Annotated in this window: 19 protein-coding genes; 13 read left to right on the top strand and 6 right to left on the bottom strand. The window is 35.4% G+C overall.

The features are described from left to right. Positions 1-8: 8 nt before the first annotated feature. Positions 9-770 (bottom strand): flagellar biosynthetic protein FliR, encoded by a 762-nt coding sequence (gene fliR, locus CVS97_RS05135; RefSeq protein ID WP_107785322.1) that lies wholly within the window; start codon positions 768-770, stop codon positions 9-11. A gap of 4 nt (positions 771-774) precedes the next feature. Further along, positions 775-2,238: a 2,3-bisphosphoglycerate-independent phosphoglycerate mutase gene (gene gpmI, locus CVS97_RS05140; RefSeq protein ID WP_107785323.1), complete on the bottom strand. Its 1,464-nt coding sequence runs from the start codon at positions 2,236-2,238 to the stop codon at positions 775-777. Between the two features lie 79 nt (positions 2,239-2,317). Between gpmI and mraY the strand changes: the two genes are divergently transcribed. The 5 genes from mraY (at position 2,318) to CVS97_RS05170 (ending at position 9,404) form a co-directional block, all read left to right on the top strand. Then, entirely contained in the window at positions 2,318-3,382 is a 1,065-nt protein-coding gene (gene mraY, locus CVS97_RS05145; protein ID WP_107785324.1) for a phospho-N-acetylmuramoyl-pentapeptide-transferase, read from the top strand. Positions 3,383-3,390: 8 nt separating this feature from the next. Further along, the gene (gene murD, locus CVS97_RS05150) at positions 3,391-4,608 is read left to right on the top strand and encodes a UDP-N-acetylmuramoyl-L-alanine--D-glutamate ligase (protein WP_107785325.1); all 1,218 of its coding nucleotides are present in this window, start codon (positions 3,391-3,393) and stop codon (positions 4,606-4,608) included. A 144-nt stretch (positions 4,609-4,752) separates the two neighbouring features. Then, positions 4,753-8,142, top strand: a complete 3,390-nt coding sequence (locus CVS97_RS09400) for a M23 family metallopeptidase (RefSeq protein WP_234401425.1) — start codon at positions 4,753-4,755, stop codon at positions 8,140-8,142. Next, positions 8,139-8,612, top strand: coding sequence for a hypothetical protein (locus CVS97_RS05160; RefSeq protein ID WP_107785326.1), 474 nt, complete (start codon positions 8,139-8,141; stop codon positions 8,610-8,612). Before CVS97_RS09400 ends, CVS97_RS05160 begins: the two co-directional genes overlap by 4 nt. A gap of 165 nt (positions 8,613-8,777) precedes the next feature. After that, positions 8,778-9,404 (top strand): hypothetical protein, encoded by a 627-nt coding sequence (locus CVS97_RS05170; protein ID WP_159070905.1) that lies wholly within the window; start codon positions 8,778-8,780, stop codon positions 9,402-9,404. 514 nt (positions 9,405-9,918) lie between these two features. Here CVS97_RS05170 and CVS97_RS05180 read toward each other — a convergent pair. Beyond that, positions 9,919-10,950, bottom strand: coding sequence for a 3'-5' exonuclease (locus CVS97_RS05180; RefSeq protein WP_107785329.1), 1,032 nt, complete (start codon positions 10,948-10,950; stop codon positions 9,919-9,921). Positions 10,951-11,013: 63 nt separating this feature from the next. On the opposite strand from CVS97_RS05180, the gene waaC reads away from it, so the two are divergent. Genes waaC through CVS97_RS05215 form a run of 7 tightly spaced genes read left to right on the top strand, consistent with a single transcriptional unit; the run spans position 11,014 to position 16,942 of the window. Then, positions 11,014-11,988: a lipopolysaccharide heptosyltransferase I gene (waaC, locus tag CVS97_RS05185; RefSeq protein ID WP_107785330.1), complete on the top strand. Its 975-nt coding sequence runs from the start codon at positions 11,014-11,016 to the stop codon at positions 11,986-11,988. Beyond that, complete coding sequence (locus CVS97_RS05190) at positions 11,981-12,874, top strand: lipid A biosynthesis lauroyl acyltransferase (RefSeq protein WP_107785331.1); 894 nt, start codon at positions 11,981-11,983, stop codon at positions 12,872-12,874. The genes waaC and CVS97_RS05190 overlap by 8 nt, the downstream gene beginning before the upstream one ends. Continuing rightward, positions 12,868-13,572 carry a glycosyltransferase family 2 protein gene (locus tag CVS97_RS05195; RefSeq protein WP_107785332.1) on the top strand — a complete coding sequence of 235 codons (705 nt, stop codon included), beginning with the start codon at positions 12,868-12,870 and terminating at the stop codon, positions 13,570-13,572. Before CVS97_RS05190 ends, CVS97_RS05195 begins: the two co-directional genes overlap by 7 nt. Next, entirely contained in the window at positions 13,569-14,630 is a 1,062-nt protein-coding gene (rfaQ, locus tag CVS97_RS05200) for a putative lipopolysaccharide heptosyltransferase III (protein WP_107785333.1), read from the top strand. The genes CVS97_RS05195 and rfaQ overlap by 4 nt, the downstream gene beginning before the upstream one ends. A 4-nt stretch (positions 14,631-14,634) precedes the next feature. Then, positions 14,635-15,708, top strand: coding sequence for a glycosyltransferase family 4 protein (locus CVS97_RS05205; protein ID WP_107785334.1), 1,074 nt, complete (start codon positions 14,635-14,637; stop codon positions 15,706-15,708). After that, a complete protein-coding gene (locus CVS97_RS05210; protein ID WP_107785335.1) occupies positions 15,705-16,502 on the top strand; it encodes a polysaccharide deacetylase family protein in 798 nt (265 codons plus the stop codon). The genes CVS97_RS05205 and CVS97_RS05210 overlap by 4 nt, the downstream gene beginning before the upstream one ends. After that, complete coding sequence (locus CVS97_RS05215; RefSeq protein WP_107785336.1) at positions 16,502-16,942, top strand: hypothetical protein; 441 nt, start codon at positions 16,502-16,504, stop codon at positions 16,940-16,942. The genes CVS97_RS05210 and CVS97_RS05215 overlap by 1 nt, the downstream gene beginning before the upstream one ends. Before the next feature lie 108 nt (positions 16,943-17,050). Here CVS97_RS05215 and CVS97_RS05220 read toward each other — a convergent pair whose 3' ends face one another. The 3 genes from CVS97_RS05220 to CVS97_RS05230 are packed head-to-tail and all read right to left on the bottom strand — an operon-like array spanning position 17,051 to position 19,899. After that, positions 17,051-17,821, bottom strand: coding sequence for a polysaccharide deacetylase family protein (locus tag CVS97_RS05220; protein ID WP_107785337.1), 771 nt, complete (start codon positions 17,819-17,821; stop codon positions 17,051-17,053). Then, positions 17,818-18,867, bottom strand: coding sequence for a glycosyltransferase family 4 protein (locus CVS97_RS05225; RefSeq protein ID WP_107785338.1), 1,050 nt, complete (start codon positions 18,865-18,867; stop codon positions 17,818-17,820). Before CVS97_RS05225 ends, CVS97_RS05220 begins: the two co-directional genes overlap by 4 nt. A gap of 3 nt (positions 18,868-18,870) precedes the next feature. Next, positions 18,871-19,899 carry a glycosyltransferase family 2 protein gene (locus CVS97_RS05230; protein WP_159070904.1) on the bottom strand — a complete coding sequence of 343 codons (1,029 nt, stop codon included), beginning with the start codon at positions 19,897-19,899 and terminating at the stop codon, positions 18,871-18,873. 86 nt (positions 19,900-19,985) lie between these two features. On the opposite strand from CVS97_RS05230, the gene CVS97_RS05235 reads away from it, so the two are divergent. After that, positions 19,986-21,158 carry an O-antigen ligase family protein gene (locus CVS97_RS05235; protein ID WP_107785340.1) on the top strand — a complete coding sequence of 391 codons (1,173 nt, stop codon included), beginning with the start codon at positions 19,986-19,988 and terminating at the stop codon, positions 21,156-21,158. Positions 21,159-21,214: the final 56 nt, after the last annotated feature.

Here is a 21,214-nt window from a genome sequence, read left to right on the forward strand (position 1 = left end):
CTATTTACTTAAAAAAATAGTGCTGGCATATCGTTTAAAATCTGCACCATCATATCAGTTATGATTTTTATAATGCCGGCTAAAATAGCTATCAAAACCGAAAAACCGATACTTACCTTAATAGGATAGCCAACAACTAATAGGTTAAATTGTGGCATAGTTTTCATAAGCATGCCAAAAATAGCATCTGAAAGTATAGAAAGTGCGATGATAGGAAAAGCCAGAACAAATCCAAACATAAAAAGATTGCCAAAAAGCTTTAGGGCGTAGCTCATCACACCACTTCTTGGATAAAAATCTCCAAGCGGTATAGCAGAAAGTGAAGTGGAATAAAACTGTAATATCAAATGGTGTCCATCAAGCATCAAAAATGCAAGAAGCGCGATGAAATTTAGAATATTTGCGATCACTGGCGAATTTGTACCAGTTTGCGGATCAAGCACTGAAGCCATCGAAAAACCCATAATCATCGAGATCTGCTCGCCAGCCATTTGAAGTATGGCAAAAACGATATTTAGCAAAAGCCCAGCACAAAGTCCGAGCATAGCCTCACTTAAAATTTCTATAATCAAAAAATTTATAGCATGCTCATGAGCATGTGAGAGCGGAAAAAGTACAACACAAAGAGCAAAAACTAGCAAAGTTTTTACGCTAAGCGGGATTTGATTGTGAGAAAAAAATGGAAAAAATACAATAAGCCCACTAAGACGTGCAAAAAGAAGCATAAAGGTTATGACTTTATCAGCTCCAAAAAACTCGACTAGCTCCATTATTTTATATTAACGCCTCGTCCATCTCAGCTGGAATTTCAAGCCCCATGATCTTTAAAACACTAGGAGCGATATTATTTAGACCGCCGTTTTTTACTTTTTTTACGCCATCAGCCATCACAAAACAAAAGACATCATAAGTCGTGTGGTTTGTCAGTAGCTCACCACTACTATCACGCATCTCTTCGCAGTTTCCGTGATCGCTCGTGATGATCATCGCATAGTTTTTCTCTTTTGCTTTAGCGTAAATTTCTCCAAGAGCCGTATCTACTGCCTCAACTGCTTTTATAGCGGCCTCGTAATTTCCAGTGTGCCCTACCATATCGCCATTTGCGAAATTTACCACGATGAAGTCTTGCTCGTCATCCATACCTTTTAGCACGGCTTTGCAAACCTCTACCGCACTCATCTCTGGCTTTTCGTCGTAGGTCTTTACCTTTGGACTAGGGATGAGCACCCTCGTTTCGTTGCTGGCTAGCTCCTCGACGCCGCCATTAAAGAAAAATGTTACGTGGGCGTATTTTTCAGTCTCAGCCGTGTGAAGCTGCCTTAACCCAGCCGCTGCTATGACCTCACTTAGGGTGTTTTTTATCTTTTCATTTTTAAATAGCACTTCAAATTTAAAATTTGCGTCGTATTCGGTCATGGTGATTAAATTTTTGATAGCAAAAGGGCGCTCAAACTCGCTAAATTTCTCCTCGCCCAGAGCCTGGCAAATTTCTCTTGCCCTATCATTTCTAAAATTTATTACAATCACGCCGTCATCTTCGCCTATGCCTTTAAAGCCATTAAAGCTTGCTGGCTTTACAAACTCATCTGTCACTCCCTCATCGTAGCTTTTTTGTAGATATTCGCTAGGCGATAAGCTGCTTAAATTTGCTCCATTTACCAAGCTATCATAAGCCTCTTTTACGCGCTCCCAGCGTTTATCTCTATCCATCGCGTAAAATCTCCCACAAACGGTTGCTACCTTAAATTTGGCCTCTAAGCTTTTTATAAAATTTAGACCGCTATTTGGGCTAACGTCGCGTCCGTCGGTGATAGCGTGAGCAAAAACTTCGCAGCCACTTTTGCTAACAAGCTCGCACATACCATCAAAATGCTCCATGTGAGAGTGCACGCCGCCGTCGCTATAAAGCCCTATAACGTGAACTCTTTTGCACTTTTTAAAAAGATCTTTCAGTGCTTCATTTTCTGCTAACGAGCCATCAGCAAAACTGCGTGAAATTTTGACCAAATTTTGATATAAAACTCGTCCGCTTCCTATGCACATATGCCCTACTTCGCTGTTTCCCATCTGCCCCTCTGGTAGTCCCACAGCGTTTCCAGAAGTTTTTATAAGTGAGTTTGGAATTTCTTTAAAAAATTTATCGTAGTTTGGCTTTTTGGCCGCCTCAAATGCATTAAATTTGCCATTTTTGTTAAACCCAATGCCATCGGTTATTATAAGTATAGTTTTTTGAGCCATTTTTAAATTTTATCCTTAAATTTAGATAATTTTTAAGGCCATTATACTAAAATTGCTTTTTTTTAAAATAAAGGCCCCTATGTTTTACTATATCTACGAAATTTTAAATTTTAACATCTTTCAGTATATCACCGTTCGCGCTGGCATCGCGTTTTTCATAGCATTTATCTTGACAGCTTATCTGATGCCTAAATTTATCGCCTGGGCAAAGGCAAAAAACGCCGCCCAGCCTATCTACGAGCTTGCCCCACAAACTCACCAAAAAAAGGCCAAAACGCCGACCATGGGCGGACTTGTTTTTGTCTTTACAGCCGTACTTTCCACGATAATTTGCGCAAGGCTTGATAACGTATTTGTCTTAACATCTCTCTTTTGCCTAGTTTGCTTTACACTGCTTGGCTACAAGGACGATTACAGTAAAATTTTAGGAGCAAAAAACCACGCCGGCCTAAGCCCAAAAGCAAAGCTTTTTTTTCAGTTTTTAATAGCCTTTGTAATTTCTGTTTTTTTATATGCAAGTCACGAGCTTAGCACCGAGTTTTATCTACCTTTTTTTAAGCAACCTATTTTAGATTTAAAAATTTTTGCCATTTTCTTTTGGACACTGGTCATAGTCGCTGCTTCAAATTCAGTAAATTTAACAGACGGGCTTGACGGGCTAGCTACTGTGCCATCGATATTTTCACTTTTAACACTTGGCGTTTTTGCTTATATCTGCGGACACGCTGTCTTTAGCTCATATTTACTCTTGCCAAAGATCATAGGCGTTGGTGAAAGCGTTGTTGTCTCTTCAGCCCTAATTGGCTCATTGATGGGCTTTTTGTGGTTTAACTGCCATCCAGCTGAAGTCTTTATGGGCGATAGCGGTAGCTTAAGCGTTGGAGCATATATCGGTTTTATGGGTGTTGCGACAAAAAACGAAATTTTACTCATCATCATCGGTCTTATCTTTGTCGTTGAGACCCTAAGCGTCATCTTGCAAGTGGGAAGCTTTAAAATTTTCAAACGCAGAATTTTTCTCATGGCGCCTATACATCACCATTTTGAGATAAAAGGCTGGGCGGAAAATAAGATCATCGTGCGCTTTTGGATCATCGCACTTTTAGCGAACCTAATCGCACTAACTGCGCTAAAGATCAGATAAGGAAAGCCATGAGAAAATCGCTATTTGGCTACGGTGGCACGATAAAGGCTATCGCTAAAAATTTCACAAAAGACGGTCTTTGGAATATCTATGATGATAAATTTAGTGAAATCTCAAAAGATGAGTTTGGCAATGCTCTTTTGCCAGTTAGCGAATTTGACCCAGCAAAAAGCAGCCTAGAGATACCAAGCCCAGGTATCCCGCCTCATCACGAGCTTATTAAAAAAGCTAAGAATTTAGTTAGCGAGTATGACTATTTTTATGAAATTTATAAAGAAAATCTGCCATTTAACATCTGGATAAGCGGCACAAACGGCAAGACTACGACTACAAAGATGACGCAGCACCTACTAGAGAGCAAGGGCTCAGTCATGGGCGGAAACGTCGGCATCGCACTAGCAAATTTAGACCCAAACGCTAAAATTTGGATACTTGAGACTAGCTCATTTACCCTTCACTACACAAATCACGCTACACCGGGCATCTATGTGCTTTTGCCGATCACTCCAGACCATCTAAGCTGGCATGGCAATATGAGCGAATACGAAAAGGCTAAGCTAAAGCCACTTGCTAGCATGAGCGAAAGTAGCGTGGCGATCGTGCCTGAAATTTACGCCAATACGCCAACCAAGGCAAAAGTGATCGCTTACAAAGATGAGAGCTATTTGGCTAATTTTTGCGGTATAAGCGTAGATAGTATAAATTTTAAAACGCCATTTTTACTTGACGCGTTGCTAGCACTTGCGGTGGAGAAAATTTTATTTGACCGCTGCGACGCGGAGCTTTTAAATACCTTCGTCATCGAGGCAAATAAGCTTGAAGAATTTAGCGATAAAAATGGCAGAACCTGGGTCAATGACACAAAAGCGACCAATATCGACGCGAGTATACAGGCCGTTAAACGCTACAAAGATCATTTCATACATCTAATACTTGGTGGCGATGATAAGGGTGTTGATATGACGCCACTTTTTGAAGGCTTAAAGAGTTTAAGAGTAAAAATTTACGCCATTGGCTCAAATAGTGACAAACTCATGAAATTAGCGACTAAATTTGGCATACCGGCTTTAAAATGCGACTTTTTGCAAAATGCTGTAAATGAGATAGATAAAGAGCTAAAGACCAGCGAGATAGCACTTCTTAGCCCGGCAGCTGCGAGCCTTGATCAGTTTAAGAGCTATGCCGAGCGAGGCGATAAATTTAAAGAGTTTATAAAGTCGCTTTAAATTTACAAGCCCTTTTAAATAGCCTTGTCAAAAATAAAAATATTCAAATTTATATTTTTGACATAAATTTTTACTATAAAGTTTTATTGTTGAATACTTTTTAAGTTTGTGCTAATATTTAGTAAAAATTTCCAAGGAAGTTTAATGCCTCTAACGCCCAGAAATGATGTAAATTTTAAAAGAAATTTAATAGATATTATAAAATTTTCATATGACAATGACATAAGCAGACCATTTATATCTAACAACAAACTACTTATTGGATATGGCTTTAGCCTAAAAGATGATATAGAACTTATTTGTGCCCAAATTTATAAAAACAACAAAGACAAAGTCATAAAAGATGTCAAGCAAACTATTGCTAACACCATGAGTAAGACTACCATAGAAAAGATAGATACAGATGAACTTTTAAAAAAGATAAATGATGCCGCAAAAGGGGCTTATGCAAAGTCTGGAGGTGCCGATACTTTACCTGAGTTTGAATTTAGCTCGGAAGATCAGCTAAATGCCGTCTTGGAACAAAAGCTTATGCCACTAATCCAAGAGATAAATCAAAAATTAAACAACTCTCCACTTAAAAATTTACAAGCCGTTTCACTTACTTCAGATACACAAAACAGTCAAATTTCAAGAGAGCATGTCGCGCTTTTAGCACTTCTTTATATCAGCAAAAAAAGTAATATTGATCCATCCCTAGCAAGCTACATCAAAAGCAAAAATCGTTTTAAAGCCTGGTTTTGGCTAGCATATGAAAGCTTTGGTGATGAAGCAAATAATAAAACATCTCTTTTACGAGAAAAAATTTCAAATCAGTTTGGACTTTATGAAAGTGATGAACAAAATGTTAATTTTGCCGAGTGTATAGATGTTTTTAGCCATTTAAATATATCCAAAGCAAAATATAAATCAAAAAATCAAAACAATAAAGAGATCATCCAAAACGTCACTCATTTAGAATTTATGAAACTTCAAGAAAATGGATCAAATTTAAATGCATCAGATGCATCAAAATGTGAGGCTTTATTTCAGCCATTTGTTACAAAGATAAATTCTTTATTAAGCACTCAAAGTACAAAGACCTTTAGCCTTGAAAACATATACTGCGTAAATTTAATCAGCTCAAATGCTTCAAACACTTCAAGAATAAATAAGCTCTTAAGACAAAGAGAGGAGGAATTTTACAAACAAGAAAATATACTCTTACTATGTCCAAGGAAGATGACAACTCCTATTAGAGTCTTTCAACCTAAAAAGAGCGAATTTACCGTCGTGCTAGCTAGTCAGACTCCATTTGATTGTAGTGAGCTAAACCCAAAAGAGCTAAATTCTAGTAGGCCAAACTATGGCAAGGTAAATTTATGCGAGCTAATACTTACTGACTTTAAATTTGACTCTTACGAAGATAGTAAAAATGAAGAGATAAAATTTAAAAATGCAAATAGCAAAGATACAGTAATACTCTATCAAGAAAACAAAAATGAAGAAGATAAGATAAATGGTGCTACCTTTACTAGTATAAAGCAAAATAGCGATGATATAGAGTATAAACTAGAAGATGGCGTTATAAGTATGAAGTACTTTGAAGACCAAACGTCTAACAACAAACACCTAAATTTTTCTTTATTAAATTTCGCTAAAGAGAATAACTTTACCCTAAGAGATGATAAAGACTCAGCTATGTTTGATATAAAGCTTCGTCTAGCTCATGGCAATAATGCAGTACCTACATCAGCATCAAGTTCAGGTCTTACTCTTACAATAAACAATCTCATCATTGAAAACGAAGATGGTAAGGCAAGTGAAGATATAGATAAGATATATCTTCATCACTGCTTTGATAAAAGTATATATGAGAGTATATCTTTAGTAAAAAATGAAGACTCAGATATCAAGAACTCATATACAGCTACATTTAATATCCCAATAGATAAAGAGAATAAAGGAGATACTAAATTTATACTTTATTCAAGTGATCTAAGTAAAGTTTATAGCACTAAAGATATTCATGCTCACTCTGATACAGCTGTAATATCTTTAGGATATCAAGATAAGAGTAGCTCTAACTTTTGCTATAGCAATAAGGTTTCGTTAAGAGATATAACAGATCATATAACAAATGTAATCTCTGATAGTGAGTATCCATTTAAGACAAATGAGCCAATAAGCTTAAAGGCTATATATAAACAAGAAAAAGGTAGTAAGAGATATAAAGAGATACTTTGGGGATATAAGGTCATAAAAAGTAAAGAGTATGATGAACTATCCAAATCAAATCCAAAAGATGTAGTAGTCTTAAAAGATCAAAAAGGTAAAGAGATAACATTTAAAATTTCAGATGTTATACAAAAAAATGATCTAGACAAGCTAAAACAAGGTGGTCATACTATAGTATTTTTTGCATATCTTGAAGGTGATAAGGATAAATTTAAGTTTTATACAAGATATGGCAAAAATCATATAAGACTAGATATAAAGATACCTTTATATATTGGATTTAGTAATGATAAGCTAGTTATATATGAGTTTGAGCATGCTATAAAAGAGAAGGCATTTGATGCTAAATTAAATCTTAGTGATAATAAAGACGATGCTTTAATAAAAAATGATAATTACTTATATATAAGTAAAAATATCTCTTCAAATGAGATAAATATCTATGAAGACGACAAGCTAAGCAAAGAGCTAAAAAGTGATAAGAATACAAATAAGAGCTATCAAATTTATGCAAAAGAAGAGAGCTCTAATAATCAGTCTAATGCAGATAAAGATAATAAGCTTGGTATAAATTTATTAAGCAAAGAGAATATGGATAAATTTATTAACTCTTTTAATGAATCAAAGAGTTTAACTAGAGTAAATAAAGGTATGTGGGAAGATGGGGATAAAGAAGTCTTAGTAAAAGTAGAGATGGGCAATGAGATAGTTTTTCCACTAAAAATCAAGCCTTTAAATAATAGAGGTATGGAATATGACTGGACGCTTATGTTGGGAGACAAGGGCGAGAGCCAAGCAATATTTGGCAGAAATAGAAACAATGGCAAAAGACAACACGCCGCAAGAGATCTATATACAGATATGCCTTTTAAAAAGAATGTAGACATAAAAACATTTAAGTCAGATGTAGAGATAGTATCTATAGCTGATGGCGAAGTAATAAAGACTGGTAATTTTTACTGTAAAACCGATCACATAACGATACAATACGACACAGTAGAATTTGGTAGCTTTATAATAAGATATGGCGAGGTTGATCCTTCAAGAGTAAAAGTAAAAGCGGGTGATATGGTACGAAAAGGTCAGGTTATAGGATATTCTGGACTAATGATTGATAACGGTGATCACCCAAATATAGTTGATAAAAAAATAGTAACCATGCTTCACTTTGAGTACTTTACAAATGGAGCCAACAAAGATGATCCTTTAACTGTCACTAATGATTCGAACAATAAATTTAAAAGACGTAAGGATCTAGCAGACCCACTGGAAATACTAAAGGAAGGATACAAAAATACTTTTGGAGAAATATTATGAGGATAATCTTTAAAATAATCTTAGCTTTACTTATAGCTGTAAATTTATCATTTGCAACAGATGATTATATAGATGATTATTATAATAGCTGGAAGCAAAAGACAATATCAAAAAAGTTTTTGAGTCAAGGTTGCAAAACAATATCAAAAGACATTTGGAATGAAAGCAAGGTTTCCTATCGTCAAACAACTATATTAAATATATACAAAGAGCCTATTTTAAATTTATATGGCGACTACGACTTAAAAATTAAAGAAATACAACATCTAAAAAATCAAAAATACAAAGAGTGTAATAAAAATTTTTGTTACGACTTTGATTTTAAGTGGTTAAACAACAAAAGTCTTTTGGTACAACTACATTTTCATGCTGATAAATATTCTAAATCAAGCTGTGAATTATGGTTATATGAAGAAGAAGATGGTAGCGTAGATGTTTATAAATTTACATCCAAGAATTTACCTGACTAATAAATTTGATAAAAGAATAGAAGATGTAACCTACTTTAGTAGCCGAATATGGAAAGTACGCGATAATGAGTGCTGCATGGTTTTGGCTTTCTAATAATCTACACAAAATAGCGGATGAGAGTAAAAATGACTCAAATAATGAAAATGTAGTGGATAAAATAACTTATGTTATTAATAGGGGGACCGACGACCAAAGCAAAAGAGATAGAAAAGAAAATTACACAGGGATTAGAAATGCTGAAATTTTTCAAATTTTTAAATAGTGCATTTTTATTATTATCATTGCTGGCTTGCAATGGTATGGGAAAAGATGAAATACCAAATTTTAAATACAAAGGCACATCTAACTATTATTTTAAAATAGGCAGTGATAGCTATTCTGTAAAGATTTTACGTAATTATAATGAGGACAACCTGGGGCGGGCAATAGATATAAAAGAGTGCGCAATTATTTACAAAGACAAGATAAAAAAATGGAGCTTCTGTTATGACGATATGTCTATGTGGAGCGTTACAGCTAATGGTAATATAATTGAGTTTAAAGGCGGAACCCAAGACAGAGATGGAAATATAGTGGACTTTTATATACTTTTTAAAAAATTAGCCTCGGAATTTTATTTGTATGAGTACACTTGGAAATTTGGATATATAGATGAAACTACAAACGATGAAAAAATTAATAAAGCAGAAAATTACTACGTAGATCATGGTAAAAAGAATAGACTTTATATAAATCAAATCACTCCAAAAATTCTTAATGACACGAGAAAAAGCTTTTATAAAAATAAATAGTAATTAGGTAATTTGAGTAACGTATTTAAAAGTAAATATATTTATAGGACAAAAATTTTATGTTTTTGAGCTCTTAATACTTAGCAAAGCCACTAGAATATCGACCGGAAAATTCAAATAAATAGAAGATAGTGAGATAAAGGTAACTTAACAGTCATGATGATCCAATTAGTATTAAAAATATTTTGCAAAAATAAATATAATAAAAAATTTCTACTACAAATTCTGGCATCAAACTTGGCGACAAACAAGAGCAAATTTTAAAGAAGCTAGGCAAGCCAAACGATCTACAAGAAGAAAACACCATCTCTATCTTCACCTACATCACTGAGCAAAATGAAAGCAAACTCTTACAAGAATTTGATATGCCACTCTACTACGAGAAATTCATCTTTTCTAATGGAGTTTTAAAAGAGTATGAATTTGGATTTGAGTATCCGTGATATTCCGCGGATCAGGATATTAATTCCATAGAGTAGCAAAAGATATTTTACGGCCTAAAAGCGTAGAATTTCTACTCTTCGTCCAAATTTATTTCAGGTAGTTTCTCTTCGGCAAAACTCTTATCTTTTTTGGCAGCTGACGCAACCTCGCTAGCTTTTTTTAAAAGTCCATCAAGCCCTTGCCTTGCCAAACGCTCAGTTAGCTGCTCTGGCGTATCTTTCACGCCATCAAGATCGCTAAAATCATCAAATTCTTCATCGTCTTCTTTTTGTATCTTTATCTCGTAATCAAGCTTGCCATTAAGTCTAGCTAGCTCGTCGCTTATCGCAGTGCAAAAGACCTCAGTGTATCCTCTGTGAGCGCAGTTTTTGGCTAGAAATTCACTCATCACGTTTAGGTGATTTATATAGTCATCTTGCAAGATATTTGCCTGTAAAAGCTCGAATTTTAAAAAGAGCCAGTAGGTATTAAGTACGTCGCTTTCGCAGTATTCGTTGATCTTATCAAGCTCGCCTGCGTAGTATAGCTCAAGCACCTGATCGCCGTGCACGTCGTATTTACCAGGTAAATTTAAGCTAGCGCAAAGCGTATCGAGCTTTAGCCCTCTCACACTTCCAAAATCGCTTATAAAATCAAGCAAATCAAGGTGAAATTTAGGCGAATACCTAGCTCTATAGTTTTCCCATTTATTTTTATTTAGCTCTTTGTTTTCGCTCTCATAATATGCCGCTGCATTTAGATTGTAGCGCATCGCACGCACCATTAACATCGGCAGGTCAAAACCCCTTCCATTAAAGCTAACAAGCCTTGGGTTATAATCATTTATAAATTTTAAAAATTTAGCGATGATCTCGCGCTCGTCCTTGCCCTCCATCGTGCTAACTTTTAAAAATTTACCGTACTCATCAGCCATTACCGCAGAGATCGCGACCACTCTATGAAACATCACAGGCAAAAAATCACTCCCACTGGCCTCTTTTTGCAGCGCCATCGCTTGCATGCTCACATCTTCATCGCTCCCGTCAATGCCATAAATTTTTCTTATCAAATTTGCATCAGGTATCGTTTCGCAGTCAAAGACACAGATGTAACTTTTCGCCATTTTAGCCCTTTTTTAAGCATTTTTTTTTAAAATCATACCAAAAATTTATATCTAAAGTGATCAATGCAAAACAAAAATCAGCTAAAAATAGCCATCGTCAAACTCTCCGCTCTTGGGGATATCGTGCACGCAGCTATTGTGCTTCAGTTTATCAAAAAGCACTATCCAAATACCCATATTACGTGGCTAGTTGATGCTCGTTTTGCAAGCCTTTTAAAAGATCATCCGCTTATCGACGAGCTAGTCGTTTTACCACTTAAACAAAGCTTTAAACAAAGCTACAAGATACTAAAAACGCTTGGTAAATTTGACAAAGTGATCGATCTACAAGGACTTTTTAAATCAGCTGTAGTCGCAAAAATAATAGGCAAGCAAACTTATGGCTTTAGCAGAGAGAGCGTCAAAGAAAAGATCGCAGCCAGGCTTTATAGACATAAATTTAAAATTGATTACAACGAAAATATAATCATTAGAAATTTGGCGCTTGTGGCTTTTGCTCTAAATTTTAGCTTTGAAGTAAGTGAAATTTTAGAAAAAACACCTTGCTTTGAAGTAAGTAAAATTTATAAAAACGAAAGTGGTAAAAAACGCGTTTTAATTGCTGCCTTTGCAAGCGAAGAGAGCAAAATTTATGACAAATTTAAAGATGTGATCAGGCTACTTGATGGATGCGAAATTTGCCTTTGCTACGGAAGTGAGAGCGAGAAAGTAAGGGCTGAGGCGATCATCTCAGGTACCTCGGCAAAGCTACTTGAAAAACTTAGCATAAAAGAGATGATAAGCTTCATTACAAGCTGTGATTTAGTAATTGGTAACGATAGCGGCTTAACGCACCTTGCTTGGGCGATAAATAGGCCTTCTATCACACTTTTTGGCAACCGTCCAAGCCACAGAAATGCTTACATCACGGATAAAAATTTAGTTATAGATATGGGTAAGCAAATAGATGCCAGAAGTATCGATAAAAACGACTTTTGCATAAGAGAAATTTTCCCAGAAACGGTTGCAAATTTCGCAAAAAGGCTGCTAAATGGATAGACTCTATCTGGCTGGCTTTTATACTTTAAAATTTTTTATATTTTTACTGCCTAGTTCACTTAGAGATTTGCTTGCCAAATTTTTAGCGTTTGCGTTTATGAAACTTAAAAAAAAGAGATTTCATATCGTGATGATAAATTTAAATCTTGCATTTGGTGAGTCAAAAACCAAGGAAGAGAAGCTTGAGATCGCCAAAAAATGCTACTACAACTTTGCAAAATACCTTGGTATAAATTTCATCCTAAATCAAAACACAACAAAACAAAAGGTACTTGAAAAGGTAGGCTTTAAAAACGAATATCATCTGCTTGAAGCACTTAAGCTTGACCGCCCTATTATCGTTGCAACTGCGCATTTTGGGCAGTGGGAGCTTTTTAGTCTAGCGATGGCAGCTCGCTTTGGTGCAGTTTCGGTGCTTGGTAGAAAGCTTGATAGTGGCATCATGAATGAAATTTTAAAGGCGAACAGATCGCAGTTTGACGTGGAGCTCATTGACAAAGATGGCGGCGCAAAAGACATCTTAAAAGCGCTAAAAGCTAGGCGAATAGTGGGAATTTTAGTAGATCAAAATACCGCTCCAAAAGATGGCATAAAGGTGAAATTTTTTGACAAAGATGTGCTTCACACGCCAGCTGCGAGCGTACTAGCTCAAAAAACAAACGCCCTAATAATTAATGCATTTATCTATCAAAAAGATGAAAACATAAGCGAAATTTGTTTTTCGCCAGCCATTGATATAAATAAATTTGATAAAGAAGAGGCGGTACAAAAAGTAACGCAAATGCAGTGCAGCGCGTGTGAAGGGATGGTTAGATCAAGGCCTGAGGAGTACTTTTGGTTTCACCAAAGATTTAAGAGATTTTACGAAAATGAGTATAAATGCTAAGCGTTGTCATTTTGACTTGTAACAGCGAAAAATACCTAAAAGAAGTGCTAGAAAGTACAAATTTTGCTGATGAGGTCATCGTGGTTGATAGTGGTTCAAAAGACAGCACAAGGCAAATTTGTGATGGCTTTAGCAACGTGAGATTTCACGAGCAAGCTTGGCTGGGATTTGGCGCGCAAAAGCAAAGAGGCGTGGATCTAGCTAAAAATGAGTGGATCTTTGTGCTTGATAGTGACGAGGTGATCACGGATGAACTTAAAAACGAGATCATAGATACACTAAAAGAGCCAAAATTTATGGCTTATAACGTTGCCAGGCTAAATTTTTTCTTTGGCAAAGCGATAAAAAACATGGGGCTATATCCAGACTACACGGTGAGACTTTTTAACAAAAATTTTGCCAAATTTGATGGCAGAGCTGTGCATGAAAAGGTTGTTTTAAATGACGGCTCACAAAGGCTTGGAGCGCTTAAAAATCACTTCTTACACTATGCATATGAGAGCATCGAGCAGTTTATCGCCAAGCAAAATCGCTACTCAAGCATGGGTGCAAAAAGAAATTTGCTAAAGGCGCTTACAAGCCCGGCTTGGACATTTTTTAAGCTTTACGTGCTAAAAGGTGGCTTTAAAGAGGGCTTTGCGGGCTATGTTATCGCTAGACTTTACGCCCAGTACACATTTTGGAAATATATAAAATGAAAATACTTGTAATTAAATTTAGAAATATCGGCGACGTGCTTTTAACCACGCCGCTCATTGAAAATTTGCACCACTACTACCCAGATGCGACCATCGACTTTGCCCTAAACAAAGGCACAGAAGCGATGATAGAAGGAAATCCTTACATAAACAAAATTCACATTTACGATAGACAAAGTGCAAATTCTGGCTTTTTTAAAAAACTAATTACCGAGATAAAATTTATAAAAGCCATCAAAAAAGAAAAATACGATATGGCTGTGCAAACAACCACGGGAGATCGCGGCATCATCATCTCAAAATATGCAAAGATCAAAAAAATAGTAGGCTTTCTTGGCAAAAATCAATCAATAAATAAACTTCTAAACGTTAAGGCTAAATACTACGAAAATTTTTCACATACGATCGATCATAATCTAAACGCTTTAAGGGCTTTGGGATTTGAACCAATTAGCAAAAAGGTGAGTGTATTTTCAGACGAGAGCGTGGAGCATCTAAATTTACCAAAATGCTTTGTACATATGCATCTTACAAGCCGCTGGATGTTTAAATGCGCAAATGATGAGAGCATGGCAGAGCTCATCGACTACTGCGAAAATGAGCTTGGGGTAAAGGTCGTACTAACAAGTGATAATAAAGAAAATGAGCTAGAAAAGCTAGCAAGCGTACTAAAAATTTGCAAGAGTGAGCCTATAAATTTAGGCGGTAAGCTAAATTTGAAACAAACGATCGCCCTATCAAAGCATTCAAGCCTTTTTATTGGTGTTGATACCGCCATCATGCACATAGCCGCAGCAAACGACGTGCCTGTGATCGCTTTTTTTGGTCCAAGCAATGCTTTTGAATGGGGGCCTTGGGATAACTCACTCATGGAAAATGGCTATACAGCCCAAAATGGTATACAAAGTATGGGCAAACACATCGTCTATCAAAAAGACTGGGACTTTGTGCCTTGCGATAAAGAGGGCATAGCAAAGCATGGCATAGAAAAGACCTTGATGGATTTTAGCGACGAAATGCCAAACATAAAAGCCAAAATAAAAGAAATTTTAGGATAGGCAGATGAACATTCTTCACACAGAGACGCTTTTTAACTGGGGTGGCGAGCAAAACAAGACACTAAATGAGATGCGTTTTATGCGTGAGATGGGTCACAATGTCATACTTTTTTGCAACCCAAACTCTCAGATAGAAAGCATTGCAAAAGAAGAAGGCTTTAGTGTTATAGCACAAGAGATGAATAAGAAAAATTTTCATAAAAGCATACCGGCTATTTGCAAAGCAATAAAAAATAACAATATAGATGTGGTCATAACTCATGGATCAACTGATAGCTGGGTTGGGGCCGTTGCTGGACTATTTTACCGAAGCAAGGGCGTTAAATTTTATAAAGAAAGACACAACCTCTTTCCGATAAAAGGGCTTGTTTCAAAATTAATGCATAAAAGGCTATTTGATAAAATTTTATACATCTCAGATAGCGTCAAAGAGTATCTTCTGAGCATCGGAGTTAGCAAAGATAGGCTAGTTTTTATGCCAAGCACGGTTGATGTTGAAAAGATTGATAGCACAAAAAGCACTTTTAGAGATGAGTTTCATATCGCCAAAAACGAGCTAGTCATCGGCACTTTTACCTCGCTTTACCGCAAGAAAGGCGTCTTTGACTTTGCAAGTGCCGCAAAAGAAATTTTAAAGTCAAAGGATGCGACTATTGTATTTTCTGGCAACATTAGCGACAGTGCAAAAGAGCAGATCGCCTCTATGTTTGATGAAAAAGACAGGATCATCTTCACTGGCTTTAGAAATGACGCGGCAAATGTTATAAAAAGTTTTGATATCTATGTCTTTGCTTCGCACTCTGAGGGGCTTGGTACAGTCCTACTTGAGGCAATGAGCTCAAAAGTACCAGTCGTAGTCTACGATAACGCACCAATGAATGTACTAGTTAAAAACAAAGAGCGTGGGCTTTGTGCTAAAAATTTAGATGAAATTTCGCTAAGAGAGTGCATTTTGGAGCTGATAAATGAGCCTGAAAAAGCTAAAATTTACTCACAAAACGCCTTTAAATTTGTGGATGAAAACTTTAGCCACAAGGCGCTAAAAGAGGCTATTAAAAATTTACTGGAGCAAAAATGAACTACCCAGTTTGCGTGCTAACGATGCACCACTGTAATAACAATAAAAACGACTTTGCCATTAAGCCAGAGCTATTTAAAAAGACGCTTTTGATGGCGTTAGATGAGGGCTATAAATTTATAAACTATGCTCAGTTTAAAGATATAGCTAGTGGCCGAGTAAAAGCCTCTAAAAAGAACATTTTACTAACTTTTGATGACGGGTATTTTGATAATTATAAATTTGCATTTCCTATCCTAAAAGAGTTAAAAATTCCAGCTGTTTGCTTTTTGATAACAGATAAGATCAAGGATTTTAAAAGGCAAGATTATGACTTTGTATTTAAAAAACATAAAGAAATAGACTACGAAAAAGATGCGGAGTATTTTTTAAATTTAGACGAGATCAGGCAGATGCAAGAGAGTGGGCTTTTTGAGTTTGATAGCCATACGGCGAGCCACTTTTCTTGCAAAAGTAACGATGAAGCAAAATTAAGAGAGGAATTTTCTAGCTCGCTGGCTAAGATAAAAGAGCTATTTCCTGAAAAACAAGAATTTGGCTTTTGCTTTCCAAAAGGGCACTTTAACGAGCTTTCACTAAAAGTTGTAAGAGAGTATTATGACTTTGCCTTTAGTGTGATAGATGGTGGATTTTGCGCAGGAGATGATAAATTTAAGATAAGACGTATTGATATCTCAAACAATGCGAAGAGCGAGAGTGATTACATTTTTAGAGTTAAAAAGAAGCTTTTTATCTATTCTACGCCAGTTCTAGGAAATTTATATTCAAATTTTAGAAATAGAGGCTATAAATAATGCTTGAAGCATTAAATGAGGCTTGCAAAGAAATTTTAAAAGATAAAAAACAGGCCTTAATCGCTCTTACTGGGCTTCACGGCAGTGGCAAAAGTACACTTGCAAAACAAATTAGAAAAAATGGATTTAAAAACTTTAAACCTTATCAAATCGCTGTAATCGATGATGATGTAATGAGCCTAAATTTATTTATAGCTCGTCCAAAGATAAAAATCAAAAGCGATCATCAAGATGAGTTAAAGCCATTTTTTAAATTTATCATGCCGTTTGTAAAAGTCGTAATATACGTAAGCGCAAATCCACTTTTACGTATAAGTAGATGCGATATACTTTGTATTTTAAATGCTGATGAAGAAGCTAGAAGAGCCGAAATTTATAAGAGAAACTCGAGCAAGGATCCAAGCCAGTGCTCAAAAACAATGAGCATAAATTTAAACTAGAGTTCAAATTACCAATCAAGCGAAATATCTAATCAGAAGCGATTCTCCAGATCTCACAAAAAACATATAGCCAAAAATAAGAAAATTTTTACCAATTAATTTAGTTCACTAAGACCTTATCGCCGCGTAGATAGAGCCTAAAATATCATTTTGATATATAAACATGGTCTTTTTTAGCCATTTTTCATCACGTTTTGTAACGATGCGCTTTATCTCTTCAAGGTTGCCATCAGCTTTATTAATGCCACGTTTTGTCGTAAAAAATGCCTTATAACCATGCTTTTTGGCTGCCATTAGATACTCATCATTGTATTTGCCACGCGGCCAGCAAAGTGCGTCGTCTTCAAAGCCAAAATTTTTCTTCATAAATTCACGGCAAAGACCAAATTCCTCGTCCAAGCTAAGCTGCCCAAAATATCCATCAAAATGACCGTGCGTATGTGAGTGAAAGTAAAAATAATCACTCATTTTCTCAATCTGCTCTAAATTTAATATCACATCTTGTGGCCTACTTGGAGCAAGCCTTTTGCACTCGTTGTGATCAACATTTAAAAAGTTAGCAGGCCTCATCTCATGTGCCTTTTGCGCCGCTTCTATCCAGCCAGTAATTATAAAGATATTTGCCCTTAGCCCAAATTCTTTCACGATAGGATAAGCATAGATGTAGTTGTCCATCCAGCCATCATCAAATGTTATGCAAACACTCTTTTTAGGCACTTCAAGCTCACCTTTTTTATACGCAATAAATTCATTTATGCTTAGTGTTTTATAGCCATTTTCAGCTAGAAATTTCATATGCGATTTAAACTCATCCACGCTACTAGCGATAAATCCGCTCTTTTCAAGCACGTGGTGATACATCAAAACTGGTACGCTCATTTTACAAGCTCCATATATAAATTTTGAGTATTTTCTATCATTTTTTCGATACTAAAAATTTCTTTTACGTACTCTCTGCCAAACTCACCCATCTGTTTTCTTAAATTTTCATCCAAAATGAGCCTTTCGAGCACCTTCTTTAGCTCCTCTTTGTTGCCATTTTCAAATAAAAATCCGCTTTTGCCATTACTTACCGCCTCGCCAAGTCCGCCCACATCGCTTCCAATAGTAGCTAGCTTGCACGAAGATGCTTCAAGCAGCGCTCCGCCGATAGCCTCCATCTCTGAAGGCAACACACAAATATCAAGAGAGCCCAAAAAATCGCTCACGTCGGTTCTGTTGCCAAGCATAAAGATATTTTTTTTATCTTTTATATATTCTTGTAAATTTTTATTTTGCGGGCCATTACCTACGATAAAAAGGGCTGAATTCTCTAAATTTAGCTCACTAAATGCATCGATTAATAGCTTATGATTTTTAGCTGCCCTTAACACTGCAACGATGCAAACTCCAACTACGTCGTCATTTAGGCCAAATTCTTTTTTCATATTTATCTTAAATTTTGGTGTATATTTTTGCGTATCGATGCCTGTATAAATTTTGACGACTTTTTCCTTTTTCACGCCTCTTTTTATAAGATCCTTGCATACTGAGTCGCACACGCCGACTACTTTTGTACTTAGGTTGTAAGGTAAGGGCGATGTTATAGGCAGCTGCAAATGCCTAGTGCGAACCACGCTAACGCCACAAATTTTACCCACAATCGCTCCAATGGCACCATCTTTGCCTGAGTGAGTTGAGATGATTTTTATATTATTTTGCTTTACAAATTTGCAAATTTTTAAAATTTCAAAGATATTAAAAGACTTTTTGAGATTAAACTCAACAAATTCACACTCTATTTGCTTCTCAAAGCTTTTTGAGCCAGGATTTAGCCCATAAAAAACCTTAAATTTGCTCTTATCTAGTCCGTTTATCACGCGCTGAGTGCGGTGTTCCTGTCCGCCAAATCCAAGAGAGCTTTCAAGCTCAAGTATATTTATCATTTTTTACTCTTTAAATTCTTTCATTTTTTTATTTGACAAAAAGCCATTTATTGTATTAAAGATTTTTAAAATTTTTGATACATTTTCGTACGATTTTATATTTTTTAGCACTTTAAGTAAAATTCTTTGTTTTAGTCTAAGCTTTGAAAAACCAGATGAGTTTATGATGCTATCAATATCTGCATAAAAAAGATCAAGTGCCTTTACATAGCTACTATTGTTTAGATTTGGTCTTGCCAAAATAGCTGGCATATAGACGCTTTTTATCTTTCTAAGCTCTAGATCTGGCACCATTTCAAGAGCTAAATTTTTGTTTTTTAAAATTGAGATTATGCCATCATATACAAATTTATGATCCATCACAGCTTTTAATTTTTCAAAGCCTGCAGTGTTGTTATCTCCTATCTTATAGCAATAAAAAGCCTTATTTAGCTTTACAAGAGTTTTTGAAGCGATAATATTTCTCACTACAGTGTGAAAATCTTCAGCTTGCGTGATCCCAACTGGAAATAAATTTTCTTTTAAAATTTTAGTCCTAATCGCCTTGTTTGCCGCATTATGCAAGACTTTGTTGTGCCTTGAGGCTAAAAGCCTTTTTAGATACTCGTTTTTATCGATTGCGCCATCCTCTTTTGTCTCAAAATCCTTAAAAAGGAGCTTTTTATGACCATAGACCTTACACATATCTGTTATCACTATGTCGGCATCAAATTTTTCTGCGATATCATAAACGCATGAAGCATAATCTTTTTCCACATAGTCATCAGCATCTACGCAGATAGTATATTTGCCACTAGCTAGCAATATACCGTCATTTCTAGCAGCACTAACACCAGCATTGCTCTTTGTTTTTAATATTATTTTATCTTTATATTCTTCTAATATTTCTAGCGTATTGTCAGTACTTCCATCATTAATAACTATAATCTCAATATCATCCATGTCTTGAGATATAAGCGAATTTAAACAATCCCTAATATGCTCTTTTTTGTTAAAAACAGGCACTACAAAGCTTATTTTCACATTAGGCACGATACTTCCTTTTAATTTTTGTTTAATTGTATATTATTTTTAGTTCAGCAATGATAAAATGCCCACTTAAAATTTAAAGGATCTGCATGAAAAATGACATTGCCTCTAAGCTCTACAATCTTTTTTTAGTTATTGTCTTATTTACGCTACCAGTAACTGAAGGCTTAAAGCAAATTTCACTCACACTTTTTGTCTTGGCTGGAATTTATATTTGCGTCAAAGAAAAAAAGCAATTTAAATTTGATCTCATAAATATCTCGCTTTTTATCTTTGTTTTGGCTACTTTTATAAGCTGCTTGATAAATGGAGTTTCTGTATCAAGAGCACTTGATCCGCTAAGGTGTATGCTATTTTTCTTTGTAGCCAGAAGTGTCGGCGTAGAAAAAATAAATTTTAAATTTTTATTTTTTGCCTTATTTACTGGTTTGATTGCTGCATTTATCCCTGCTTGTATAGAAAAATTCACTTCAAATGACCCTTTAGCACTTTTTGAGCTTAAATCAATAGGACACGTAAATCATAGCGCTATTTTTATGCTACTAGTTTTTTGTGTAGCATTAGTTTCGATAAATAGCAAAGAAATTTTTGAAAAGTATATAGGCATAAGTGTTGCCGGAATTTGCGTCCTTGGAATAATGATAGCTGGCTCTAGAGCTACAATGTATCTTTTACCAATCATTATTTTTACTTACTTGCTTTTTGAAATTTTAAATAAACAGATAAAAATAAAATTTTTATTAGGCTTGATAATTTTGTTTAGCATAATAGCTATTTCTTATATATATATATCAACGAATATTACTCAAGATCAAAGATTCTATAGTCAACTAACAAAGGGGGTTACTGGATCAGAGACTAGATATCCGATCTTTGCTAGCGCATTTTATACGTGGTTAGACCACCCTTTATTTGGGATAGGTTCTGGTGAGTTTAAGATCATTGATATAACAAAATATTTTCCAGGCAATGTTGAAGTTCATGTTAGTCATGCACACAATACCTTTTTAACATTTTTAACAGAAAAGGGCATCGTTGCCTTACTTGCATATTTGATATTTCAACTATCACTCTTTATAAAATTTATTAAAAATTTTAGACAAAATAGCATAGTTTTTCTTGCCCTTTTAATGCTCATGGCTAATAATATAATCTCACTTGCAAATACAACATTTCACCATGAAAATGCACTTCTAATGCTACTATTTTGGGCTCTAGCTTTAAGTGCGATAGATGAAAAATCGACCTTAAAAATTAGCTAATGCTCCAACACGCCTCAACCGTTTCAAATTTCACAAAGAAACGGTTGAGCTAAATT

Origin of the sequence: Campylobacter concisus (assembly GCF_003049735.1) — a bacterium.
Lineage (GTDB): Bacteria > Campylobacterota > Campylobacteria > Campylobacterales > Campylobacteraceae > Campylobacter_A > Campylobacter_A concisus_AN.